Below are 24,869 nucleotides of genomic sequence, written 5' to 3' on the forward strand. Positions count from 1 at the left end.
TTATGCCCTCTTTTTTTATATGGCTTTCTTGCTCTAATAATAGCCTAACTGTATCATTCACCATGCGCAGAATTGCGTACTGTTTAATTTTGTCGTCACGATTAAAATTTCTATGAGGTGTATGTGTCCAGTCCCACTCTTACCGACAAAGTATCAAAAATGATCCGTCAGGATATTCTCGATGGCGTGCTTAAACCGGGTCAAAAACTCGTGGTTGCGGAACTCAAAGAGAAGTACAACGTAGGAGCGTCACCCATTCGCGAAGCTTTGGTGCAGTTATCGTGGAGCAAATACGTCAAACTCGAGCCGCAAAAAGGCTGCTGGGTTGCACCTGTATGTAACGATGAGTTGAATGACTTGTACGAGAGCCTACAAATGGTCTCTGCATGCCTACTAAATAAAGCAATTGTGATTGGCGATGAAAATTGGGAACTGGACGTCCTAACCGCTTATCACAAGTTATCCCGCTCTAAATCTGGCGAAAGCTTTTGCTGGAAGGAATGGGAAGAACGCCATAATCAGTTTCTTACTGCGCTGTTTGAAGGCGCTGGCTCTGCCAATATGTTTGGTTTTTTCCGCGATCTACTCACGCAAATTAAGCGTTACCAATATTTTGCTATGCAAATGTTAGGTACTGGAAACCCAGGGCACTGTAATATCGATGAGCAAGAAATGCTGATGAAGACGTCGTTAGATAAAAGAAGCCAGGATGCTTTAGGTTATCTAGAGCGTTATTTGAGACAGTCAATGCAGTGTATCGAAGCGGCCATCGACAACCAATATCGCATACTGGCTAGCGAATAACGCTGAGGCTAAAATAAGCATAAAAATCGGGGTCTATCCCCGATTTTTTGTTTTTGAAAAAGAGCTAAGCAATATCATCGAAACTATGACATAGCGATACGCAGTTACGCCCTGCACTTTTGGATTCATACAAGGCAATATCAGCACATTTATAAGTGCGCGTGCGATCAGAAGTTAAATCACTATACCCGGCGCTAACAGTAATCGCTCTATCACTGCGCAGTTGAACCGCCACACGTAACCGGTTCAATACAACTTCTGCTTCTTCGAGTGTGGTATGCGGCATGATCACCGCAAACTCCTCACCACCGACGCGAGACACAAAGTCAGTACTGCGCACCTCTTTAAGAAGAGTCTCCGCGACACTGCAAATCACCTTGTCCCCTTCATCGTGCCCAAGTTCATCGTTAATGCGCTTAAAGTGGTCAATATCAAACAACGCCAAACATGCAGGGGGACTATCAGGATAACGCTCAATAATCCCGGCATATTGCGCTAATTGCTCTTCAAATTTTCGACGGTTCCACAAGCCCGTCAACCCATCTTTTTCACTGAGGTTGCGTAGCTTTTCTTCCAGCTCTTTTTGCTCGGATATATCCACCAGCGACGTGATGTAATAGCTTACTTTACCTGACTTGGTTAAGTTTGCCTGAATGCGCATAATGGCGGTAAATACGTGATTAAACTTGGTTCGACAACGAACCTCACCTTCCCAAACGTGCTCGTTCGCAAGCTTATTCCAAATATTGAGGGTCGACTCGAGATCTTCCGGTAAGAAAATTAGATTATGCGCATTCCAGCCTTGAGTATGCTTGGTTGAATAGCCCATCATGTTTTCAAATTCTTGGTTCACCATAATGATTCGATGCGACGCATCTGAGATCATCACCGCAGTCATGCCATCAAGTGCAGCCCGAGCTAACTTCGATTCCATACTATGACGTCGATAGTGCAGGGCTAGCGCGGTCGTTGGTAAAGTAAAACCAAACACCAAACTTAATACAAAAAACGCTTCTTGGATTAAGTCATCAATATCTCGCTGAGATCGAGATAGTAATTGCTCATTGGTAAGATCAATAACCAGATGAAGTGGTTCACTAGAAACAAATTGGATCGTGCTATACGCAATCAAATTCGAGCCGTTGTACTCATAGCCCGAAACTTCTGAGATCATCGTGCGCCAAATGTTGGGGTACATCCGGCCAAAATTAAATTGAGAACGAGCTGGGATAATATTGCCGTACAAGCGTGATGACTTAGGGCTCGCGATATAAAAGCCATCACTTTTAATTAACTCAATATGAAAATCCCGCACCGGTGAGTAGTTGAGTCGAGAAGATAAATACTCAATATCAACATTAAGAACAAGATACCCTTCGCGTTTCCCATTGAGAGAAATCGGCATCAGAATACGCAATGAAGGGCTATAAGGGTAAACAAGCTCACCATTTTCCCGCTCCAGTTCAATCCCCCACGACGCAATTTCATCATTACCTAAACCTTGCGCGTAATGAAAATAATCCCGCTCTGACTTGTCATGTAATTTGAGGGCGGGTGCAGCGATACCCGTTTTGAAATCGTAATTAATCCGTGCTTTTTCCTGACCGGTAATATCAAGAAAACGAATTTGTTTATATAGCTTTTGGTTGATCGCAACCGAGATCCACATATCTTCTAAGATAGAAAGGTTGACCCGGTTCGGCTGACGTAGATAGTCGTAAAGACTTTGGCTGTGACCGAGAAGATCGCTGATCGTCTCAATTTGATCCTGAATATTGTTGTATTCGCGACCAGTATAAGCCAGTTGGTGTAATGCTTCTTGAGCGGTATTCTCAACGTTACTCTCTAATAACGTCAGATATTTCTGATAATAGTAAACTGCAGTGAGCGCACTAAAAAATAGTGCTGTCGCCAACAATGTGCCGACTCGCTTAGGTATTTTCACGCGTCTACTGCCTATAATGCTTACTAAAACGACAATTATATCATTAATTGTTATTTTCTAAACAAAAAGCCACTTAGATTAAGTGGCTTTTCTATATGCAATTAGACAATTACGGTTTGAGTGCGCGCTCACCTCGGGCAATACCCACTACGCCACTACGAGCAACTTCGACGACTTCAGTTACTTCAGATATCGCTTGAATGAAGGCATCCAACTTTTCACTCGTGCCCGCAAGTTGTACCGTGTATTGAGCAGCAGTGACATCCACGATCTGGCCACGGAAGATGTCTGCCGTCCGTTTCACTTCTGCTCGCGCAAAACCGCTGGCTTTCACTTTCACCATCATCAGTTCACGTTCGATGTGCTCGTACTCGGTGACTTCTTGTACTTTCAGCACATCGATCAATTTGTGTAACTGCTTCTGAATTTGCTCCAACTGCATCTCATCAGACGTCGTGGTAATGTTCATTCGCGACAGCGTTTCATCATCTGTCGGTGATACCGTCAAAGATTCAATGTTGTAACCACGTTGAGAGAACAAACCAACAACACGAGACAACGCACCCGGTTGGTTTTCCAATAGCAGTGAAATAATGTGTCTCATATTAAGTTCTCTCCGTTTTGCTTAGCCACATTTTATCCATACCCTCACCTTTGATTTGCATCGGGTATACGTGTTCGGTTTCGTCTACGTTGATGTCCACAAACACCAGACGATCTTTCATATCCAACGCTTTTTGTAGCCCTTCTTCGAGCTGATCAGGCGTTTCGATACGAATACCGACGTGACCATAAGCTTCTGCAATCGCTGCAAAATCAGGAACAGAACTCATGTAAGAATTAGAGTGACGACCTTGATAAATAATGTCTTGCCATTGTTTTACCATGCCTAGGAATCGGTTGTTCAGGTTGATGATCTTCACTGGAATATCGTATTGCATGGCTGTCGAAAGCTCTTGGATATTCATTTGAATACTGCCATCGCCCGTAACAACCACGACTTCTTCTTGTGGCATGGCAAACTTAACACCCATACCAGCCGGAAGGCCAAATCCCATAGTGCCCAATCCACCCGAGTTGATCCAACGGCGTGGTTTGTTAAATGGGTAGTAAAGTGCTGCAAACATCTGGTGCTGACCCACATCAGAAGCAATATACGCATCACCATTGGTCAGCTTGTGCAAGGTTTCAATCACTTGCTGTGGCTTAATTCGCTCTGGTGATTTCTCATAAGCCAAACAGTTGCGGTCACGCCACACCTGAATGTCATCCCACCATGCGGTGATAGCATCTTGATCATTCCCACCTTCTTGCTCTGCCAGCAGGCCAAGCATGGTTGTGAGCACTTTTTCCGCAGAGCCTACGATAGGTAAATCCACTTTCACGTTTTTCGAGATCGATGATGGATCGATATCAATATGCATGACTTTTGCGTTTGGGCAGTATTTTTCAAGGTTGTTCGTCGTGCGATCATCAAAACGCACACCGATACCAAAAATGAGATCCGCTTCATGCATCGCCATATTGGCTTCGTAAGTACCATGCATACCCAGCATGCCCAGTGAGTTTTTATGTGTTCCAGGGAATGCGCCTAGTCCCATCAACGTACTGACTACTGGAAGGTTCAGCTTGTCGGAGAGCTCTAAAATATGTTCATGAGCGCCAGAAATTACAGCACCACCACCGATATAAAGCACTGGCTTTTTCGCTTCTAACAGCGATTTAAGGGCTTTTTTAATCTGGCCTTTATGACCCGACGTCGTCGGCTTGTAAGAACGCATTGAAAGCGTTTCTGGGTATTGGTAAGGCAGTTTGATTTGCGGATTCATTACATCTTTCGGCAAGTCAATCACTACTGGACCAGGTCGACCTGTGGTCGCGATATAAAACGCTTTCTTGATCGTTTCAGGAATATCTTCCGCTTTTTTCACTAAAAAGCTGTGTTTGACCACTGGGCGAGAAACACCAACGATGTCACATTCTTGGAAAGCATCATTACCAATTAGGCTATTAGGTACATTACCCGAGATAACGATCATTGGGATGGAGTCCATATAAGCCGTGGCAATACCTGTAATGGTATTGGTCGCGCCCGGACCTGAACATACCAGTACGACACCCGGTTTACCGGTAGCACGAGCGTAACCATCTGCCATATGAGTGGCGGCTTGCTCATGCCTTACAAGTACGTGTTTGATTTGATCGGTTTTGGCATGCAGTGCATCATAGATATCCAAAACAGAGCCACCTGGGTAGCCAAAGATCTGCTCTACGTGCTCTTCTATCAGAGATTGAACCACCATCTCTGCGCCTGACAACATTGCTGTCATAATTGCTCTCCTTAGCCAGTTTCCTCACCGTAAGGTCAACGGATTGGTCTGGTTTTACATAGTCTAGGTCTTATTCGTAGCCTAATCGAAATACTTCCACGTTTTCGGCTATGTCTTGCGTTCGTCATAACATCCCGCAAGGTTACCCAACAAATGTAACGTTTTATTATCAACGGGTCTAATGAGAGGTTGGTCTACTTTTTAAACAAGATGCTAGCAATTAGAATGTTAGTAGGAATAGCAGCCACACATACCTTATTTCACAGTGCAACCTAAAAATTTAACGTTCAAAAAAAGAACATTATTTCAGAACCTTTTAAGTATAGGGTGCTAAATAGCTGTATTTGGTGAGCAAAATAGAAAGAATCAACACAAACAAAAATCCCCAGTAATGCGCAATCACATCACTGGGGATTTTTTCATCAATATAAAATCTAAGTCAGCTTAAGTTACTTTTTCTCTGACTTTTCCTTATACATTTCTTCAATTTCATCTTGGTATTTGTCATTGATGACTTTACGACGCAGTTTTTGAGTTGGCGTTAACTCACCATCATCCATAGAGAAAGCTCTTGGTAACAGTTTAAACTTCTTCACCTGTTCAAACTTTGCCAACTCTTTTTGGAGATCGTTAACACGCTTCTCAAGCATTTCGACCACTTGGTGGTGCTTAATCAATTCAACGCGATCGTGATACTTGATATTCAGCTCTTTCGCATACTCTTCAAGAGAATCAAAACACGGCACAATCAGCGCCGAGACAAACTTACGCGTATCCGCGATAACCGCGATTTGCTCGATGAAGTGGTCTTTACCTATCGCACCTTCAATCATTTGTGGAGCGATGTATTTACCACCTGAAGTTTTCATCAACTCTTTGATGCGATCAGTGATGAACAGGTTGCCATTTTCATCAATGTAACCCGCATCGCCAGTTTTTAGGAAACCGTGCTCATCAAAGGTCTTTTCGGTCTCTTCTGGCATTTTGTAATAGCCACGCATCACCATTGGACCACGCACGAGAATCTCGTTGTTCTCACCGATCTTCACTTGCGCGCCAGGCATCGACATACCAATAGAGTCTGGATTAAAGCACTTATCATCCCAACACGATACTGTCGCCGTGGTTTCAGTCATGCCGTAACCTAACTTCACATTGATACCAATCGCGTGGAAGAATCGACCTATGGTTTCATCTAACTTTGCACCGCCACACGGCATAAAGTTGATTTGTCCACCAAGTAACGCACGCAGCTTGCTCAAAACCAATTTATCCGCCAGGGCATATGACTTGCGCAGCATGAGCGATGGCTGACGTTTTTCTTGATGACAAGCGGCCATTTTTGCGCCCATGTTCACAGCCCAAGTAAACATGATCTTGCGATGAATTGGCGCGCGAGACACTTTCTCGTGAATCGCAGAGAAGATCTTCTCATAGAAACGCGGCACGGCACACATCACGGTAGGTTGCACTTGGCTCAGTGCATCACGTACCTGCATGGTGTCTTGCAAATAGCAGTTGGTCGCCCCTTTGTACAACACATAAAAGGTCCAAGCGCGTTCAAATACGTGTGACAGCGGAAGGAAACACAGTGACACATCACTTTGAGAAAGGCTCAAGCGTTGATCGTGCCCTTCCAATTGCGCCGCAATGTTTGCGTAGTCCAACATGACACCCTTTGGTTGGCCTGTGGTACCTGAGGTGTAGATCAGCGTGAGTAGATCATCTTCCTTTGCTTGCTCTAAACGTGCGTCTAATTCAACTTGGTATGTAGTATCGCCTTTGGCGACAAATGCTTGCCAAGAGATAACGAAATCATGCTCGCCAAGTTCGATATCATCAGACATGGCAACAATGAGCTCTAACTGCTCGCACTGGTCGAAAATGCTCACTGCTGCGTCAAATTGTGGCTGCTCACCAACAAACAGCACTTTGACGTCTGCGTTGTCAATGATGTACGCCGACTGAGCGGCGGTATTGGTTGGGTAAATAGGTACTGTTACGCCGCGTAGTTGTAGCGCTGCAATATCAGCAATCGTCCATTGCGGCATGTTGTTCGAGAAAATGCCGATTTTATCTTGGACTCCTAATCCCTGAGCCAAAAGTGCAAGTGATAAAGCATCAACTTGCTGACCAAATTGCGTCCACGTAATACCTTGCCATTCCTCACCCACTTTATGCTTGAGTGCAACGCGCGTACCACCGTTCGCAATTTGTTCACGAATACGTTTAACGATATGAAAATCTAACTTGGCCATTCTTTTACTTACCTTTTGGCTTACAGGCGTAAGCTAATTGAGCGAACAAGTGTACTCACGGCTTGCTAAAACGCAACTGACCAGTATCAAACTTATCACTAATAAGAGACAACTATCACTTATACGTCGCGAACATACCCAAAACTGCTGAATGATTACTCTATTTAACTTACTGTTTCGATTGTTGATTGCTAAAACAAAAAGCCCCGAGAGACAAAAATCTCTCGGGGACCAATGAATTGTAAAAATTGATGATTACCAATATGGTCTTAACAGATAAGACCAAACGTCATCTTATTTTGCGGCAACCACTTCACCACAAGTGATCATCAGTTGATCGCGCAGCCAAATGTGGCCTTTATCTTTTTCACTTGATTCATGCCAGCTTAAGAAGCCGCTGATTTCCTTGTTTGCAAATGGGAAGTCTAGAATTTGCAGCTGATCGCTGTTTACCGCATTTTCTGCCATCCAACGTGGCGCGATAGTCACAAGCTCAGATTGACCCACCACATATAGTAGGTTGCTTAGACTAGAGCCTTCGTACGCGGCTTGGCAATCCAGTTCACGATATGCTTGTTCTGAGAAGCTGCGTTGACCGTGCACTTTCGATAACTTCGCATGTTTTTCGTTAAGCAGTTGCTCGGCCGTTACACCACCTTGAATGCGTGGGTGTGTTTTTGACGCGATAACCACTAATTCATCTTTGAAGATTTCAGTACTTGAGAAACCTTGCTCATCAAAGCGAGCATAATCGATCACGAAATCAATTTCTTGATAGCGCATACGCTCAGACAACAGACGGTCAAATTCTGCATCTAGGTGAAGCTGAACGTTTGGTGCTTGTTGATTCACTTTTGCCATGATCTTCGGAGCAAAACGCATGTCACAAGGGCTGCAAATCGCCAGCTTAAATAAGCGAGTCGAAGATTCTGGTTGGAATACGGAGCTAGGAAGTTCATTACGAATCAGCTGTAATGCTTGGCGAATTGGGCCAAACAATTGACGAGCACGTTGCGTTGGCTGAATACCACGGCCCTGACGCATAAACAGCTCGTCGTTAAACATCACTTTTAGACGTGCCACGGCATTACTTACTGCCGGCTGAGACATGCCTAAGTTATGTGCTGCACGAGTAATATTTTGCTCTTGCATCACAGCATCAAATACAGTCAGTAGGTTTAAATCTACACCACGCAAAGTGCTTTCCATACGGTAGCTAGCAATTGCGCTCATCGCATCTTTCTTCTCTAACATTGAGTGCGCCTCTTTTGTAATCGTCAACTTTGTTCATTAAATTCATAACGAATAGAATCCCATCTCGCACAAAAGACGGCGGCTGGATTCGAATCATTTTACGAATAGATAACCTAACTTTTTATTATATTTGCCGTCCGGATACTTCCGGCTCGAACTGTACTATCAACTAATCGATTGCGGTTTCGCAACTAGATTGATATTTAATCAGTAAATTTTAGCCGATTAGGTATTTACCCTTTAAATAACAATGGCTTGATAAAAACATAAAAAACTATAAAACACGTAAAAGCGCATTCTTTGAGGAAGTATTTAGCAAATTGATGAGACGGATGGTCACCACACGCATGCATTTACCTTGATTATCAGTTGAGAACAAACCAACAGATGACGACTATATCTCTGAGTGAAATTTGCACTTATCAGTCAAATTATCAGCAAATACACATTGAATAGAAATGAAAGAGAGAGAATAAAAATGCAGCCTTCTAGGTTGAAAGGCTGCAACAAAATCGTGTCAAAAATAGGAAGGAACAATGTACTTAGAACAACGTACTTAAATGTTCGACACGTAACTTGGGAAATCAACTTGCTCCCACAACTGTTTGGATAACTCCGCTTGTGAATCCCACGCGCCTTGCAATACCCAATGAACAATGGCCTGAGCAACATCTGGGTATTTCACACTTTCGGCTTGTTGCTCCTTTAGCCACTGGCGTACTGCGGAAATGTCTAAGCTCTCCATCGACATCGCAAGTCCTAAGTCTTCTAAGGTCGCGACATTGCTTTGTTGCTCAAACTGACCTGCGAGTGGCTTAAGCAATAATTTTTTCCCTAGAGACAGAGCTTCCGAAGGGAGCTCAAATCCACCATTGGCAATGACACCACTACACCGATGCAAATGATGCTGAAAGTTGCTGTGGCATAAAGGGCGTAATTCTATGTTTTCCACTTGCTCACATTCGATCACATCGGGGTGATAACAGATGAACGCTTGCTGGTTAAAATGGAACAGTAAATCCGAGATGTCTTCAATGGATTCGAACGGTAGATACACCAAAACAAAATCATCATTTTCTGCTTGGCTATCGACGGTATGCACTATCGGTGGTAGCAAAGGTTGATCAAAATGATGCCAATGCAAACCAAGGTGGTGTTGAGAAGGCGCAAAGTATTCAATGACGGATTTGTCTAACCAACTCGCTCCCTTTAACGGCACTGGATAACGGAAAGCATTTTGATGACTGATACCAATCGACGGCTTATTTTGTTGTTTTGCCGCCCATGCCGTAACAGGCTCGAAATCATTGAGCACGAGATCATAGGACGACAAATCAAGCTGTTTAACTTCTTTGCAAAATTGCACCAAATTGTTACTCAATGCTGTTTTCGCATAGTTCACTGAACCTTTTTCAGTGATAAAGGTGAAGCCTCGGCGAGTCTGATAATCGCCAAACGCTTCCATTGAAAAGTACTTTTCAGGCGCTCGTCCAGAAAACAAAAAATCGACCTCAACATCGTGCTCTTTAAACGCATGACTCATCGCCCTCGCACGCGCAATATGTCCGTTTCCTGTCCCTTGAACACCGTATAAGATTTTCATCAATTAGCCTCCCAGCATCGCAATCGCTAACCCACCACAAAGGCTACCTAGCAGTGCACCAATGATGACATCGGTAAAAAAGTGCACCCCCAATAAGATTCGCGCGGTTCCGATTAAACTTGCCCAAAAGAATGCAGCAACGCCTAGGCTCGGATAGAAATGATCAATCAGCGTCGCCATGACAAACGCAGCGGCAGTGTGTCCTGAAGGCAGGCTATAGCGATCTGATGGGGTAATAAAAGCAGGAAGGAGTGCACTGAGTTCTTCAGGGCGACGACGCTTAAAACTGTTTTTCAGCGCCCAATAAATTGGCAACTCGATGGCAAAAGCAAGTAAACCCGCCAATAAAAACCAGACTCCCTGCTCTTTATCTAAATACCAAGCTAATAAACCTAGCACCAAGTACAGATGTCCGTCACCACTGTGGGAGACTCCTTTACTGATGTTGGCAACTTGCTGATTAAAACGGTGCTTAAGACAAACACTAGAGAGCGCTAAATCAAACTTAGCAATGGTTGCAATTGGCTGTGTAACTGTCTCTATGGTTCGCATGTGACCTTTCCTTACTTTGACAACGCCGTTGTGTGAAAAGTAGGAGGTTTAGGTGACAACTGCATGACGGGAGTTTGGACAATTAATGACAAATGCCAAATTAGAGTGTGCCCAATAATCTATCTATTGAGCACAATCATAGGAGAGATCTATTAAGAAGGGTTTGCTTGCTGCGGTTGAGGCGTATCGATGTACCAGACCTTTCTCTTCTTACGACAGGCGCGCAAAGAGCCCATCGTCATGTCGCCATCTTTTGTTAGCTCGTAGCTAAGGGAGCGGCAAGTGTAATTTCCTGACAGTTCATGCTCGATGCCCGTTTGCTCAGTTGTGCTCGAAGCAGACTCTAAAAGAGGATTAGGCTGTGTCGATAGAATGTCACGATTTACCACATTGCTGCGCGCATAATCCTTATGGACATAACCTTTTATCACGCCTTTCTGTTCAACGAGAAACCAAGGTTGATCCACCACTTTTGCCAACACATTAAAAACTTCCCCTTTCGATAACACGCCAAGCTTTTCTCCTTCTAGGCTCGGCTTGGATCGCAGGTTTAATGTGGTCTTAGAGCGATAGGAGACATCCATAAACTCAACGGGGTTTGAGGTATCCACACCGTCAGCTGTTGGTCGGAAGACTTCCGCTTGTTGTTTCTCACTAGGTTGCACTCGGATCTTCCACCACGAATAGGTTTCCGGATCTTTGCCTTTAAATTTATCTCGACTGTCCGACTCAAGAGCAACGAGCATTTGATTCAAAAACGACTCACGTCCCTCGTAGCTCAAGAATCGATCCATTTGATCATTAATCACCATGACACTCTGAGAGTGATCATTAACAACAACAGGGGAAATCTCTGCCATATAGGTTTGAGATTGAAACAGCTGACAACCCGATAAGCTGACCAGAGTAAATACTGCGGCTGAACGTCCAAATTGTTTTGCTAACCTCATTATTCCTTAACCCTTCTTTTTACCTAGTGCAACTGCACTACTATAAATGGTCATTCAAAACTTTTGCCAAACAATTCGGGCCTTTGTGTGACAAGTCGCAATCCCAATGTTTGTTTTGGTAATGAAACGTCGCAAACTTGATGAGAACTTGCCTCTTCTAGCACGTTTCTATCGCACCATGCTGTTTCACTTAGCGCATCATTTTTCTCGAGCAAATGAAAAGACTCATCCGATATGAATAAAAAATCGACTTTAGGGTTGACGCGCTCCATGGAGTGCGGTACTAATTTGTTAACTTAATTATGTGGAAAGCTTAACAACTATGTCAGCTCATTTTTCTATTCTGCTTAGCCTCCTCCTGATCGTGACCAGTTCGCGCGGGTAGGCTGTGGAAGAAAAATAACCACACCAATTTCTAAGAACCCGCATGAGAATGCGGGTTTTTTTATATCTAAATACTGGAAGTAAACGATTAACTTGCACGTAAAGTGCAGAAATCAGGAAGGAAGCAAACATGAACGATCAGGTCATTATATTCGACACCACATTGCGTGATGGCGAGCAAGCGTTGTCAGCAAGCTTGACGGTTAAAGAAAAACTGCAAATTGCCTATGCGCTGGAAAGACTCGGCGTTGATGTTATCGAAGCTGGCTTCCCAATCTCTTCACCTGGTGATTTCGAGTCGGTACAAACCATTGCAAAAAACATCAAAAACAGTCGAGTTTGTGCCCTTTCGCGTGCCGTTGCGAAAGATATTGATGCCGCCGCTGAAGCATTAAAAGTGGCCGACCAATTCCGTATTCACACGTTTTTAGCCACTTCCACCATTCACGTAGAAGACAAACTACGCCGCAGCTACGACGATGTACTTGAAATGGCGGTCAACGCCGTTAAACATGCGCGTAACTACACCGATGATGTCGAGTTTTCTTGTGAAGATGCAGGTCGTACTCCTATCGACAACCTATGTCGCATGGTAGAAGCTGCCATCAATGCAGGTGCGAGCACAATCAACATTCCAGATACCGTTGGCTACACAGTACCAAGCGAGTTTGGTGGCATTATTCAAACCCTTTTCAACCGCGTTCCAAACATTGATAAAGCGATCATCTCCGTTCACTGTCACGACGACTTGGGGATGTCAGTTGCCAACTCTATTGCCGCCGTTCAAGCCGGCGCACGTCAGATAGAAGGCACCATCAATGGCATTGGTGAGCGAGCAGGTAACTGTTCTCTTGAAGAGATCGCAATGATCATCAAGACGCGTCAAGAGTTCTTGGGTGTTCACACTGGCATCAAACATGATGAAATTCACCGCACCAGTAAATTGGTGAGCCAATTATGCAACATGCCAATTCAGAGCAACAAAGCGATTGTGGGCGCGAATGCCTTTAGCCACTCTTCAGGTATCCACCAGGATGGCATGTTAAAGAATAAGAATACCTACGAAATCATGACCCCTGAGTCGATTGGCCTTAAAAACCAAGCACTAAACCTAACCAGCCGTAGTGGTCGCGCAGCCGTGAAGAGCCACATGGACACCATGGGATACAACGAGGACGAGTACAACCTAGACGCTCTATACGCGGACTTCTTGAAACTTGCCGACCGCAAAGGCCAAGTGTTCGATTACGATCTAGAGGCCCTAATGCACTTCTCGAACCTGCGTGAAGAAGATGACTTCTACAAACTGAACTACCTAAGCGTGCAATCGGGCAGCGTAATGGCCACCACCAGCATCAAAATGCAATGTGGCGATGAAGAAATGTGTGAAGCGGCAGTCGGTAATGGCCCAGTTGATGCGCTATACCAATGTATCTACCGCGTGACAGGCTACGACATCGTACTGGATAAATTCGACCTAACCGCGAAAGGCGAAGGTGAAGATGGTTTGGGTCAAGCTGACATCATTGCCAACTACAAAGGTCGTAAATACCACGGTACGGGCGTTTCCACCGATATCGTTGAAGCTTCCGGCCAAGCACTATTGCACGTTATTAATAGCATCCACCGTGCAGACAAAATCGAAGAAATGAAGCAGAAAAAGATTGCGACTGTGTAATAACAACCGAGCTACATGGCTCAGGAAAGAACACGCTCGTTGAAATAATTAAGCTCAAAATTAGAAAACTTAAAGGATTAACATGACAGACAAATCATACAAAATTGCCGTCCTACCCGGTGACGGCATCGGCCCGGAAGTAATGGCGCAAGCACACAAGGTATTGGATGCTATCGAAAAGAAGCACGGTATTGCGTTTGAGCGTGACGAACATGATGTAGGCGGCATCGCGATCGATAATCACGGCTCTCCACTTCCAGAAAGCACCGTAAAAGCGTGTGAAGAGTCTGATGCAGTCCTATTCGGTTCAGTTGGCGGTCCGAAGTGGGAACACTTGCCACCAAATGACCAACCTGAACGCGGTGCCCTACTACCACTACGCAAACACTTCCAACTGTTTTGTAACCTACGCCCAGCGCAAATCCACGCAGGCCTGGAAGCTTTCTCACCACTTCGTGCTGACATCTCAGGCCGTGGTTTTGACATCGTGGTGGTCCGTGAACTGACTGGTGGTATCTATTTCGGTCAACCAAAAGGCCGTGAAGGCGAAGGCGCGACAGAAAAAGCGTTTGATACTGAGGTGTACCACCGCTTTGAGATCGAACGTATTGCAAAAATCGCCTTTGAGTCTGCTCGTCTACGTCGCAAGAAAGTTTGCTCAATCGACAAAGCGAACGTTCTACAAAGTTCAATCCTATGGCGTGAAGTAGTCGAAGAAATCGCGAAAGATTACCCAGATGTCGAGCTATCACACATGTACATCGACAACGCAACCATGCAGCTTATCAAAGACCCAGCACAGTTCGACGTCATGCTGTGTTCAAACATCTTCGGCGACATCATTTCTGATGAGTGCGCAATGATCACTGGCTCAATGGGTATGCTGCCTTCAGCAAGCCTTAACGAAAGTAAGTTCGGTCTGTACGAGCCAGCAGGCGGCAGTGCACCGGATATCGCAGGTAAGAACATCGCCAACCCAGTAGCACAAATCCTATCGGCAGCACTGATGCTACGTTATAGCCTTGGCGAAGAAGCCGCAGCACAAGACATCGAAGCAGCGGTGTCGAAAGCACTTTCAGCTGGCGAGCTAACAGGCGACCTTGCAGGCAACAACCCGGCACTCTCAACGTCTGAAATGGGCGATAAGATTGCTGAGTACATTTTGAACGCATAAATAGACTGAATTTATAAATATAACTGTCGTTCGCAGTCTACAACATGGTTGTGATAACAAGGACGACGAGGAAAGGAAGCAATGGGGAAAACACTATACGAAAAAGTCTACGACGCACACGTTGCCGTCGCAGCAGAAGGGGAAAACCCTATCTTGTACATCGACCGTCACTTGGTACATGAAGTGACCTCTCCACAAGCATTTGACGGCTTGCGTGAAAAAGGTCGTAAAGTGCGTCAGGTCAGCAAAACTTTTGCCACTATGGACCACAACGTTTCGACCACCACCAAAGACATCAACGCATCCGGTGAGATGGCTCGTATCCAGATGGAAACGCTATCGAAAAACTGTGAAGAGTTTGGCGTTACGCTTTACGACATCAACCATAAATACCAAGGTATTGTGCACGTTATGGGCCCAGAGCTTGGTATTACCCTGCCGGGCATGACCATTGTTTGTGGTGACTCGCACACTGCTACACACGGTGCATTCGGCTCGCTAGCTTTTGGTATTGGTACCTCTGAAGTTGAGCACGTATTAGCAACTCAAACTCTAAAACAAGCGCGCGCTAAAACGATGAAGATCGAAGTGAAAGGCAAAGTGGCTCCGGGCATCACGGCGAAAGATATCGTGCTAGCCATCATCGGTGAAACGACAGCAGCAGGCGGTACCGGTTACGTAGTTGAATTCTGTGGTGAAGCGATCACAGACCTTTCAATGGAAGGCCGCATGACCGTATGTAACATGGCGATTGAGTTAGGTGCAAAAGCCGGTTTGATTGCGCCAGATGAAACCACGTTCGAATACATCAAAGGCCGTAAGTTCTCACCTCAAGGTGCGGATTTTGATGCCGCTGTAGAATATTGGAAGACATTAAAAACGGACGATGATGCTCAGTTTGATGCGGTCGTGACACTAAACGCAGCGGATATCAAACCACAAGTCACTTGGGGTACTAACCCAGGCCAAGTTATCGCGGTAGACCAACCAATCCCAGCCCCAGAAAGTTTTGCCGACCCAGTAGAAAAAGCATCGGCAGAAAAAGCACTGGCTTACATGGGTCTGGAAGCGGGCAAGTCATTGTCGGATTACAACGTCGATAAAGTCTTCGTTGGTTCTTGTACTAACTCACGTATCGAAGACATGCGCGCCGCGGCGGAAGTGGCGAAAGGTCGCAAAGTCGCGTCTCACGTTCAAGCGCTAATCGTTCCTGGCTCTGAGCAAGTAAAGGCGCAGGCGGAAGCAGAAGGCCTAGATGTCATCTTTAAAGAGGCGGGCTTTGAGTGGCGCCTACCAGGTTGCTCGATGTGTCTAGCAATGAACAACGACCGTTTGGGTCCACATGAACGTTGTGCGTCTACTTCAAACCGTAACTTTGAAGGCCGCCAAGGTCGTGATGGCCGTACACACCTAGTGAGCCCTGCGATGGCAGCGGCAGCAGCAATTGCTGGTCACTTTGTAGATATTCGTGAACTAGACTAAGGAGCAAACAAATGTCAGGCTTTAAACAACATACAGGCTTAGTTGTTCCTCTAGATGCAGCGAACGTTGATACTGATGCCATCATTCCAAAGCAGTTCCTACAAAAGGTCTCTCGCCTAGGTTTCGGTAAGCACCTATTCCATGACTGGCGCTTCCTAGATGATGCTGGCGAACAGCCAAATCCAGAGTTCGTGATGAATGCTCCGCGCTACCAAGGCGCTTCTATCTTGCTAGCGCGTGAAAACTTCGGTTGTGGTTCATCTCGTGAGCACGCACCGTGGGCACTAGCGGATTACGGCATCAAAGCGATGATCGCACCAAGCTTTGCCGATATTTTTTACGGCAACTCGATCAACAACCAAATGGTACCAGTTCGCTTGACTGAGCAAGAAGTGGATGAAATCTTCCAGTTTGTTGAGGCGAATGAAGGCGCAGAAGTGGAAGTGGACCTAGAAGCGAATGTGGTTCGCGCCAACGGCAAAGAATATGGTTTTGAAATTGATGAGTTCCGTCGTCACTGTTTGTTAAATGGTTTAGACAACATTGGGCTAACGCTTCAACACGAAGACAAAATTGCGGAATACGAAGCGAATATTCCAAGCTTCTTGCGTTAAAACGCATTAGTAAATACACAAATCAAGGGCTGGCAATTGTCGGCCCTTTTAATGTTTTAGGTGACTGATTTTATAACGCTTTACTTACGGAATACCGAACGCCTCTGTTAAAATTCGTCATCCTGAACAGCGGCGAAGGAGCGTGATGCAGGATCGACTGCCAGAGTGTGCACTGTGCAGATTCATACTTTCTTTACTCAAGCGTTTGTGGGGATTAGATTCCTGCTGTCGCTTATGCTCCTCGGAATGACGGAGAATAAAGGCAACAGATAACTGATTACTGATTACTGAAAGAAAACAAGCACTAAACAGGTCTACACTATCAACAATATCTCATTCAAAGGTATCTCTATGAAGCGTCTGTTATTGCTATTGTGTGCTCTGGTTTCTTTCTCGGCGTTCGCTGCTCCTAAATCTGACTTGTGGCCGTATTGGCAACAATCGAATCAGGCCAACCAAACACACATTTCGCACCAGGAATGGCAACAACTGTTAGACAATTACTTGGTTGAACAAGGTGAGAATACTTTGTTCCGCTATAGCAAAGTCACGGCTTCCGACAAAGCGAAGTTAAAGCAGTACATCCGACGACTGGTAAAACTCGATCCATTGCAGTACAACCAAGCAGAGCAATACGCCTATTGGGTGAACCTTTACAACGCCATCACGGTTGACCTTATTTTGGATAACTATCCCGTCGAATCCATCACCAAGCTGGGTGGCTTATTTAGCTTTGGTCCTTGGGGAGACGATGTGGTCGTGGTCAACGGCAAGGATCTAACTTTAAACGATATTGAACATCGAATTTTGCGTCCAATTTGGAATGACCCAAGAACGCATTACGTCGTAAATTGTGCAAGTTTGGGATGCCCTAACCTACAAGCTCAAGCATTCACTGCCGAAAACACTGAAGCCTTACTTGAAAGTGCTGCCAGAACGTTTATTAACAGCAACAAAGGCGTATCTATCCAAGGAAACACGGCACAGCTGTCTTCCATTTATGATTGGTTTGCAGCGGACTTTGGTGGAGAAAAACAAGTTTTCAACCACATCGCAAAGTACGCGCCACAGTACAAAGACTTCTCTGGAAAAGTGAAGTACGAATACGATTGGAGTTTGAATCAAACTGACTAATTTATCGCCACCGTTCAGCTTGCAACGCTTTTGGTCACCCGTAACCCAAAAGCTAAAAAGGGCACCAAGTGCCCTTTTTACTTTCTAGATTTTGACAAAATCACTTAAAGCCTTTGACCTTTTTAATCAGATCGTAAGCGTTTTGAATCTCTTGAGATTTTTCTTTCGCTACGTTCATCATCTCTGGTGGTAGACCTTTAGCCATCAATTTGTCTGGGTGATGCTCGTTCATCAGTTTACGATAAGCACGCTTGACGGTTTTACTGTCGGCATCTGAAGACACATCCAGAATTTTGTACGCGTCAGCCAATTGATCCGCTTGTGAAGCTTGTTGCCAGCTACCACCAGAAGATTGGCCTTGATGCTGACCATGAAAACCACCCTGGCTTTGGAAACGGAATGCGGCTTCTTGCATTTGCAAGCGACGCTCTAGCTGCTCAGAAGAGAAACCCAAACCACGTGCTATTTTGTGTAACACATTTCGTTCACTAGGATGAATCGAGCCGTCAGCAAAGGCCGCCGAGATTTGTAGTTCAAGGAAAAATTGCAACAAGTCAAAACGGCCTGCTGTCGAAATTTTCACACGAACAAGAACGTCTTCTAACGGAAAGTCACTGTCTTTACCTTCACGAAACGCATCTTGCGCAGCGCGGCGCTGTTCGCCATGCAAATTCATGCGATCCATCATGGCAGAAGCCAGTTGGATTTCCTCTTTGGTGACTTGGCCTTTCGCTTTTGCCACATGTCCCATTACCGCAAACGCCGCTTTAAAAAATTCTTCTTGGCGCTGAGCTTGGCTCGGCCCTTTTCCAAAGCCGCCAGTAGAGAACCCGGCTTGACTCAAGCGACGTGCTTTATCGAATTGATGGCCAATAAATAAGCCAAAGAGTAAACCTAGCGGCCCGCCAAGTAACAAGCCAAAAAAGGCACCCAGAATTTTGCCAAAAATATGCATTATGTGTTCTCTATCAATGAATTTTTATCGACGACGGCGGTCTTATAGTGCCGGATGCAACGATTTCCTTTATGATAATGGAATTAGTTTTATTTCGGCTAGGCCATTTCGCCTGCTTATCTTTGCAGCTATTTTGTCGTCATTATGCCACAGTGAATCAATACGCTGGGATAAATGCGACTATAGTTGATTCATTTGGCTATTACGCTAGGGTACAACAAGCCCTATAGCCATCGAGTAGTAGTGACACAGGAAAGTTCAATTCAATGCAACATTTCTCCCGCACATGTTTAGCGGCCTCTATCAGCACCGCCTTGTTTGTACCCACCACTCAAGCTGAAGCGAATATCCATGATAGTGTGCAGGAAATGCCCGCCACAGATCAATGTTTGGTCGATACCAGTGGCGAGGAGGACGCTCTTAATACCCCAGTAGTGGTAGAAGCTGACACCCTGCAAGCCATCAATGGTGACAAAGCTCAGTACTCAGGTAATGTACAAGTCACCCAAGGCCAGAAGAAAATCACCGCAGATAGCGTAACGCTGCACCAACAAGATAACGTCGTGGTTGCCGAAGGCAACGTGACTTTCAATGACGGCCAAGTCAAAGCTCGATCTGATCGTGTTACTAATGACATCAACCAAGACACGTTTTCACTAGAGAACACCGATTATCAGTTCCTTTGCCAACAAGGTCGAGGCACAGCAGCATACATCGCGCGTACAGGTCAGTCGGTTTATGAACTCGAAGATGGTTCTATTACATCATGTCCTCAAGGCGACAATTCATGGCGTTTAGTGGCATCAGGTATTGACGTTGACCAAGATGAAGAGACGGCGACGCTGCACCATCCTCGATTTGAAGTGTTAGACGTTCCTGTTTTCTATGTGCCGTATCTAACCATGCCAATTGGAGATACGCGTAAAACGGGTTTCCTCTTCCCTTCTTTATCGTATGGTTCTAGCGATGGTATGGAAGTCGAGGTGCCATTCTATTGGAACATCGCACCTCAATATGACATGACGCTCACCACGCTCTATATGCAGCAGCGTGGAACAAAACTCGATACTGATTTCCGCTACCTAACGGATGGTTGGGGAAATGGTGAAATCAAAGGCGAATACCTCAATAGCGATCGCAAATATCAAGACGAGTCTCGTTGGGGCTACCAAGTTAAACACGACGGTATTATCAATAAACAGTGGATAGTCAAAGTCGATTACTCAAAAGTGAGTGATATTGATTACTTCCTCGATCTCGACTCCGATATTGGTAACCGTGAAGATGGTCAACTGGTTCAAGAAGGGCAAGTACAATATCGTTCTGATTTCTGGGATGCCTCGTTAACCGTTCGTGACTTCCAAATCTTATTGAAAGAAGAGAACCGCCCTTATCGCCTGCTTCCTCAGTTAGACTTGAACTACTACACGCCATTGTGGGGAGATTACCTCAACTTTGACGTGAAGAGCCAAGTGAGCCGCTTCGATACCAGCGATGCTGCGCGACCAAATGCGACCCGTGTTCATATTGAACCAGGGCTTACATTGCCGCTTTCAAATTCATGGGCAACGTGGACAACGGAAGCTCGCGTGCTTTCCACGTACTACTCTCAAGACTTAACGGGTCTGACAGATGTCAACTTGCAAAACCAGTTAGATGACGAAGTTTCTCGTGTTATCCCCGAGTTCCGTACGCATGCGCAACTTTACTTAGAGCGAGACACGAGTTGGATCAAGGGCTACACACAAACACTGGAACCTCAGCTACAGTACTTGTACGTACCTGAAGAAGATCAAACCAATATCTACAACTACGATACCACCTTGCTACAAACCGACTACTACGGGCTATTCCGCAGTCGTAAGTACAGTGGCATTGATAAAATCGCCTCTGCGAACCAGTTAAGCTACGGTGCGAGTACTCGCTTCTTTGATGATGACTATAAAGAGCGTCTTAACGTTTCATTTGGTCAGATTTACTACTTCGATAAAAAGACCAAACTGAGCAACAGCCCAAATCTTCCGGATGAGACCACCAACTACTCATCATGGGCGATTGAAGCTGATTTCAACTACAACGATTACTTGTTCTATCACGGTGGAATTCAATACGATATCGATTTGAGCTCCATGCAGTTGGCGAACAGTACCTTAGAGTACCAATTTAACGGTGGCTTTATTCAGGGTAACTATCGTTACGTCACGCGTGAATACATCGAAGATACGATCATTCTCGAAAACCTAGACACAATTACTCGTAAAGGCATTTCACAAGCAGGTATTGTAGCGGCCTACGAGTTCAACCCGAACTGGTCTGCAAGTGGTCAATACTACTACGACCTAAATGAAAATGCGGACCTAGAATGGCTAGCGAGCCTGCGTTACCAGTCTGACTGTTGGTACATTGGTGTGACTTACGCCAACCAATTGCTTGGTTGGGAAAACCAAACTATAGGCAGCACTGGCGCATCACCTGAATACGAAAATAACTTTAGCGTTAACTTCGGTATTCAAGGCTTTGCGACCAATCAGCGTGAAGATACTGCAGTCAAAGAACTGGACGGTTCTGACAACGCGATTAAGTACGGCCGCCCATTCTATCTGAACAATTAATCGAAATAGGCGTCTTAAATGAATAAGACGCCTATTCAAAAAATACTGACGGAATTTTAAATGAAAATTTGGAAATCAATCTTATTCACGACCCTACTCTCTTGCGGAGCGGTTGCAGCACCAGTAGAGATCGATAAGGTTGCGGTCATCGTGAACGACGGTGTAATTCTACAAAGCGACATCGAAACAGCGATGAAAACGCTGCAAGCCAACGCACGTCAAAGCGGAAAGAGCTTACCTTCTGCTAGCGTGTTAAAAGAACAAGTTGTTGAAAAGCTGATTATTGACACGTTGCAAGGCCAAGAAGCAGATCGTATCGGTGTGCGTATTGACGATAACCGCTTAAACCAAGCGATTGCGGAGATCGCACGTAATAATGAACAATCTGTAGAACAACTCGCCGCTTCTGTAGAAAGTGAAGGCTTGAGTTACCCAGAATTCCGCGAACAAATCCGTAAGGAAATCGCCGCTTCAGAAGCCCGTAATGCACTGGTTCGTCGCCGTATAAATATCCTTCCAGCAGAAGTCGACAGCCTTGCTGAGCAACTATCACAAGAAACCAATGCGACCGTTCAATACAAAATTGGACACATTCAACTGCGCTTCTCTGATGACAAAGAAAAGTCTGCTGTAGAAGCAGAAGCAAAAGCGCTGGCGAAAAAGCTAAACGAAGGTGCAGACTTTACGGAGATGGCCTACACCTACTCAAAAGGTCCTAAAGCTTTACAAGGTGGTGACTGGGGTTGGATGCGTAAAGAAGAGATGCCAACCATCTTTGCCGATCAGATCAAAATGCAAAACAAAGGCAGCATCATTGGCCCATTCCGCAGTGGCGTCGGTTTCCACATCCTAAAAATTGAAGATGTAAAAGGCTTAGAAACGGTTGCGGTAACGGAAGTAAATGCGCGTCATATTTTGATTAAACCAACCGTGATTCTGAGTGACGAAGGGGCGAAGAAGCAACTGAATGAGTTTGTACGCCGCATCAAAGCTGGCGAAGCCACTTTCGCTCAATTGGCAACGCAATACAGCCAAGACCCTGGCTCGGCAGCTCAAGACGGTGAGCTAGGTTATCAAACGCCAGATCTGTACGTGCCAGAATTTAAACACCAAGTAGAAACTCTGCCTGTTGGCTCAATCAGCGAACCGTTCAAAACCGTTCACGGCTGGCATATCGTTGAAGTGTTGGATCGTCGCCAAGTTGACCGCACTGACTCAGCGATGAAGAATAAGGCTTACCGTATTCTATTTAACCGTAAATTTAATGAAGAAGCGGGCGCATGGATGCAAGAGCTACGCGCAAGTGCGTTTGTTGAAATCGTGGATGACAACAATGACAACTAATACAATTCGTAGAATTGTCGTAACTGCAGGGGAACCTGCGGGTATCGGCCCAGACTTAGTGCTTGCCCTATCGAAGGAAGATTGGGCACACCAAATTGTCGTCTGCGCCGATAAAAATATGTTGATGGACAGAGCCAAGCAGCTTGGCATTGAAGTCCAACTGTCTGATTACAATCCAGAAGAAATGCCTAAAGCACAAAAAGCAGGCACGCTTATCGTTGATCATATCCAAATATCGGAACCTGCGGTCGCAGGCGAGCTCAACGAAGCGAATGGTCACTATGTACTAAAAACGCTAGAAAGAGCCGCTTTAGGCTGTATGAATGATGAATTTGATGCTATTGTCACCGGCCCTGTTCATAAGGGGGTGATTAATCGCGCAGGTGTTGCATTCAGTGGTCATACTGAGTTTTTCGCCGAGAAGTCAAAAACGCCGCTAGTCGTCATGATGCTAGCAACGGAAGGGCTACGCGTGGCGCTGGTCACAACACATATTCCTTTAGCGTATGTGTCCAAAGCGGTCACCGAAGAGCGATTAGAAAAAATCATCGATATTCTTCATAAAGACCTTGTAGAAAAGTTTGCTATCGCACAACCAAACATCTACGTTTGCGGGCTTAACCCTCATGCTGGCGAAGATGGCTGCTTAGGTCGTGAAGAGATCGAAACCATCACTCCGACACTGGAAAAGATTCGACAAGAAAAAGGTATCAACCTGCTCGGCCCTTTGCCGGCAGATACCATTTTCAATGAAAAATATTTAAATGATGCTGATGCTGTTTTAGGCATGTACCACGACCAAGTGTTGCCAGTATTAAAATACAAAGGCTTTGGTCGTTCAGTAAACATTACTCTTGGTCTACCTTTTATTAGAACATCGGTGGATCACGGTACTGCATTAGATCTGGCAGGGACAGGTCAAGCGGATACAGGGAGTTTCCGAACAGCGCTCACGCATGCGATAGATTTGGTAGAGAAGAAACAATGAGAAATGATGTCCATTTAGGACACAAAGCGCGTAAACGTTTTGGTCAAAACTTCCTGAACGATCCATACATTATTGATGGAATCGTATCAGCGATTAACCCAAAACCAGGTCAAAACCTGGTTGAAATCGGTCCTGGTCTTGGTGCAATCACTGAGCCGGTAGGTCGTGAAGTGGATAAGTTCACAGTTATCGAATTAGACCGCGATCTGGCAGAACGCCTACGTACTCACCCTGAACTGGCGGATAAGTTGACCATCCATGAGGGTGACGCTATGCGTTTTGACTTCACTCAATTAGTGAAGCCAAACAACAAGCTACGCATTTTCGGTAACTTGCCGTACAACATCTCTACACCATTGATGTTCCACCTTTTTGAATTCCATAAAGACATTCAAGACATGCACTTTATGCTGCAAAAAGAAGTGGTAAACCGCTTAGCTGCCGGTCCTGGCAGCAAAGCTTACGGCCGTTTAACGGTAATGGCTCAGTACTACTGTAAAGTGGTACCAGTACTGGAAGTGCCGCCAACGGCATTCGTTCCACCACCGAAAGTGGACTCTGCTGTCGTTCGTCTAGTGCCATACGAAGAGCTACCATGCCCTGCGAAAGATCTGCGTTTGCTGGATCGCGTTTGTCGTGAAGGCTTTAACCAACGTCGCAAAACAGTTCGTAACTGCTACAAATCGTTGTTAAGCACAGAAGTACTAGAAGAGCTAGGTGTTAATCCAAGCATGCGTCCAGAGAACCTGACGCTAGAACAATTCGTCGCGATGGCGAACTGGCTTGCGGATAACCCGCAGCACTAAGA

At 45.3% G+C, this 24,869-nt stretch carries 19 protein-coding genes; 10 read left to right on the forward strand and 9 right to left on the reverse strand.

Annotated elements, in window-relative coordinates:
* Nucleotides 1-117: 117 nt before the first annotated feature.
* Nucleotides 118-804, forward strand: coding sequence for a GntR family transcriptional regulator (locus FR741_RS13615; protein ID WP_167426953.1), 687 nt, complete (start codon nucleotides 118-120; stop codon nucleotides 802-804).
* Nucleotides 805-868: 64 nt separating this feature from the next.
* On the opposite strand, the gene FR741_RS13620 is transcribed toward FR741_RS13615, so the two are convergent.
* From FR741_RS13620 to FR741_RS13655, 8 genes are all read right to left on the reverse strand, one after another.
* Nucleotides 869-2,749 (reverse strand): sensor domain-containing diguanylate cyclase, encoded by a 1,881-nt coding sequence (locus FR741_RS13620; RefSeq protein WP_005392251.1) that lies wholly within the window; start codon nucleotides 2,747-2,749, stop codon nucleotides 869-871.
* 109 nt (nucleotides 2,750-2,858) lie between these two features.
* Nucleotides 2,859-3,353: an acetolactate synthase small subunit gene (gene ilvN / locus FR741_RS13625; RefSeq protein WP_005392253.1), complete on the reverse strand. Its 495-nt coding sequence runs from the start codon at nucleotides 3,351-3,353 to the stop codon at nucleotides 2,859-2,861.
* Nucleotide 3,354: 1 nt separating this feature from the next.
* Complete coding sequence (locus tag FR741_RS13630; RefSeq protein WP_167426954.1) at nucleotides 3,355-5,079, reverse strand: acetolactate synthase 3 large subunit; 1,725 nt, start codon at nucleotides 5,077-5,079, stop codon at nucleotides 3,355-3,357.
* A 449-nt stretch (nucleotides 5,080-5,528) separates the two neighbouring features.
* Nucleotides 5,529-7,337, reverse strand: coding sequence for an AMP-dependent synthetase/ligase (locus FR741_RS13635; protein WP_046874025.1), 1,809 nt, complete (start codon nucleotides 7,335-7,337; stop codon nucleotides 5,529-5,531).
* Between the two features lie 294 nt (nucleotides 7,338-7,631).
* Nucleotides 7,632-8,591, reverse strand: a complete 960-nt coding sequence (gene calR / locus FR741_RS13640) for a LysR family transcriptional regulator CalR (protein WP_005379693.1) — start codon at nucleotides 8,589-8,591, stop codon at nucleotides 7,632-7,634.
* A gap of 556 nt (nucleotides 8,592-9,147) precedes the next feature.
* The gene (locus FR741_RS13645; RefSeq protein ID WP_005392259.1) at nucleotides 9,148-10,194 is read right to left on the reverse strand and encodes an MJ1255/VC2487 family glycosyltransferase; all 1,047 of its coding nucleotides are present in this window, start codon (nucleotides 10,192-10,194) and stop codon (nucleotides 9,148-9,150) included.
* A gap of 3 nt (nucleotides 10,195-10,197) precedes the next feature.
* Nucleotides 10,198-10,746 (reverse strand): phosphatase PAP2 family protein, encoded by a 549-nt coding sequence (locus FR741_RS13650; RefSeq protein ID WP_046874026.1) that lies wholly within the window; start codon nucleotides 10,744-10,746, stop codon nucleotides 10,198-10,200.
* A gap of 152 nt (nucleotides 10,747-10,898) precedes the next feature.
* Nucleotides 10,899-11,696, reverse strand: coding sequence for an SH3 domain-containing protein (locus FR741_RS13655; RefSeq protein ID WP_046874027.1), 798 nt, complete (start codon nucleotides 11,694-11,696; stop codon nucleotides 10,899-10,901).
* 514 nt (nucleotides 11,697-12,210) lie between these two features.
* Between FR741_RS13655 and leuA the strand changes: the two genes are divergently transcribed.
* The 5 genes from leuA to FR741_RS13680 all read left to right on the forward strand — a co-directional run bounded on the left by leuA (nucleotide 12,211) and on the right by FR741_RS13680 (nucleotide 18,162).
* Nucleotides 12,211-13,758 carry a 2-isopropylmalate synthase gene (gene leuA / locus FR741_RS13660; RefSeq protein ID WP_006742733.1) on the forward strand — a complete coding sequence of 516 codons (1,548 nt, stop codon included), beginning with the start codon at nucleotides 12,211-12,213 and terminating at the stop codon, nucleotides 13,756-13,758.
* An 82-nt stretch (nucleotides 13,759-13,840) separates the two neighbouring features.
* The gene (leuB, locus tag FR741_RS13665) at nucleotides 13,841-14,932 is read left to right on the forward strand and encodes a 3-isopropylmalate dehydrogenase (protein WP_046874028.1); all 1,092 of its coding nucleotides are present in this window, start codon (nucleotides 13,841-13,843) and stop codon (nucleotides 14,930-14,932) included.
* Nucleotides 14,933-15,013: 81 nt separating this feature from the next.
* Nucleotides 15,014-16,414, forward strand: coding sequence for a 3-isopropylmalate dehydratase large subunit (gene leuC, locus FR741_RS13670; RefSeq protein WP_039841408.1), 1,401 nt, complete (start codon nucleotides 15,014-15,016; stop codon nucleotides 16,412-16,414).
* 11 nt (nucleotides 16,415-16,425) lie between these two features.
* Nucleotides 16,426-17,028, forward strand: coding sequence for a 3-isopropylmalate dehydratase small subunit (gene leuD, locus FR741_RS13675; protein ID WP_046874029.1), 603 nt, complete (start codon nucleotides 16,426-16,428; stop codon nucleotides 17,026-17,028).
* Nucleotides 17,029-17,379: 351 nt separating this feature from the next.
* The gene (locus FR741_RS13680) at nucleotides 17,380-18,162 is read left to right on the forward strand and encodes a DUF547 domain-containing protein (protein WP_167426955.1); all 783 of its coding nucleotides are present in this window, start codon (nucleotides 17,380-17,382) and stop codon (nucleotides 18,160-18,162) included.
* 100 nt (nucleotides 18,163-18,262) lie between these two features.
* On the opposite strand, the gene djlA is transcribed toward FR741_RS13680, so the two are convergent.
* Nucleotides 18,263-19,117: a co-chaperone DjlA gene (djlA, locus tag FR741_RS13685; protein WP_005383076.1), complete on the reverse strand. Its 855-nt coding sequence runs from the start codon at nucleotides 19,115-19,117 to the stop codon at nucleotides 18,263-18,265.
* 266 nt (nucleotides 19,118-19,383) lie between these two features.
* Between djlA and lptD the strand changes: the two genes are divergently transcribed.
* The 4 genes from lptD to rsmA are packed head-to-tail and all read left to right on the forward strand — an operon-like array spanning nucleotide 19,384 to nucleotide 24,867.
* Nucleotides 19,384-21,729 (forward strand): LPS assembly protein LptD, encoded by a 2,346-nt coding sequence (gene lptD / locus FR741_RS13690; RefSeq protein WP_006742729.1) that lies wholly within the window; start codon nucleotides 19,384-19,386, stop codon nucleotides 21,727-21,729.
* A gap of 60 nt (nucleotides 21,730-21,789) precedes the next feature.
* Nucleotides 21,790-23,073 (forward strand): peptidylprolyl isomerase SurA, encoded by a 1,284-nt coding sequence (gene surA / locus FR741_RS13695; RefSeq protein WP_006742728.1) that lies wholly within the window; start codon nucleotides 21,790-21,792, stop codon nucleotides 23,071-23,073.
* On the forward strand, nucleotides 23,063-24,061 hold the full coding sequence (gene pdxA / locus FR741_RS13700; protein WP_167426956.1) for a 4-hydroxythreonine-4-phosphate dehydrogenase PdxA: 999 nt from the start codon (nucleotides 23,063-23,065) through the stop codon (nucleotides 24,059-24,061). Before surA ends, pdxA begins: the two co-directional genes overlap by 11 nt.
* Entirely contained in the window at nucleotides 24,058-24,867 is an 810-nt protein-coding gene (gene rsmA / locus FR741_RS13705; protein WP_005379669.1) for a 16S rRNA (adenine(1518)-N(6)/adenine(1519)-N(6))-dimethyltransferase RsmA, read from the forward strand. The genes pdxA and rsmA overlap by 4 nt, the downstream gene beginning before the upstream one ends.
* Nucleotides 24,868-24,869 lie beyond the last annotated feature (2 nt).

Source organism: Vibrio diabolicus (genome assembly GCF_011801455.1).
GTDB classification, from domain to species: domain Bacteria; phylum Pseudomonadota; class Gammaproteobacteria; order Enterobacterales; family Vibrionaceae; genus Vibrio; species Vibrio diabolicus.

Coding starts and splice junctions, on each gene's coding strand:
- ilvN (WP_005392253.1), bottom strand. CDS start 3,353: ATGAGACACATTATTTCACTGCTATTGGAAAACCAACCGGGTGCGTTG.
- FR741_RS13630 (WP_167426954.1), bottom strand. CDS start 5,079: ATGACAGCAATGTTGTCAGGCGCAGAGATGGTGGTTCAATCTCTGATA.
- FR741_RS13635 (WP_046874025.1), bottom strand. CDS start 7,337: ATGGCCAAGTTAGATTTTCATATCGTTAAACGTATTCGTGAACAAATT.
- calR (WP_005379693.1), bottom strand. CDS start 8,591: ATGTTAGAGAAGAAAGATGCGATGAGCGCAATTGCTAGCTACCGTATG.
- FR741_RS13645 (WP_005392259.1), bottom strand. CDS start 10,194: ATGAAAATCTTATACGGTGTTCAAGGGACAGGAAACGGACATATTGCG.
- FR741_RS13650 (WP_046874026.1), bottom strand. CDS start 10,746: ATGCGAACCATAGAGACAGTTACACAGCCAATTGCAACCATTGCTAAG.
- FR741_RS13655 (WP_046874027.1), bottom strand. CDS start 11,696: ATGAGGTTAGCAAAACAATTTGGACGTTCAGCCGCAGTATTTACTCTG.
- leuA (WP_006742733.1), top strand. CDS start 12,211: ATGAACGATCAGGTCATTATATTCGACACCACATTGCGTGATGGCGAG.
- leuB (WP_046874028.1), top strand. CDS start 13,841: ATGACAGACAAATCATACAAAATTGCCGTCCTACCCGGTGACGGCATC.
- leuC (WP_039841408.1), top strand. CDS start 15,014: ATGGGGAAAACACTATACGAAAAAGTCTACGACGCACACGTTGCCGTC.
- leuD (WP_046874029.1), top strand. CDS start 16,426: ATGTCAGGCTTTAAACAACATACAGGCTTAGTTGTTCCTCTAGATGCA.
- FR741_RS13680 (WP_167426955.1), top strand. CDS start 17,380: ATGAAGCGTCTGTTATTGCTATTGTGTGCTCTGGTTTCTTTCTCGGCG.
- djlA (WP_005383076.1), bottom strand. CDS start 19,117: ATGCATATTTTTGGCAAAATTCTGGGTGCCTTTTTTGGCTTGTTACTT.
- lptD (WP_006742729.1), top strand. CDS start 19,384: ATGCAACATTTCTCCCGCACATGTTTAGCGGCCTCTATCAGCACCGCC.
- surA (WP_006742728.1), top strand. CDS start 21,790: ATGAAAATTTGGAAATCAATCTTATTCACGACCCTACTCTCTTGCGGA.
- pdxA (WP_167426956.1), top strand. CDS start 23,063: ATGACAACTAATACAATTCGTAGAATTGTCGTAACTGCAGGGGAACCT.
- rsmA (WP_005379669.1), top strand. CDS start 24,058: ATGAGAAATGATGTCCATTTAGGACACAAAGCGCGTAAACGTTTTGGT.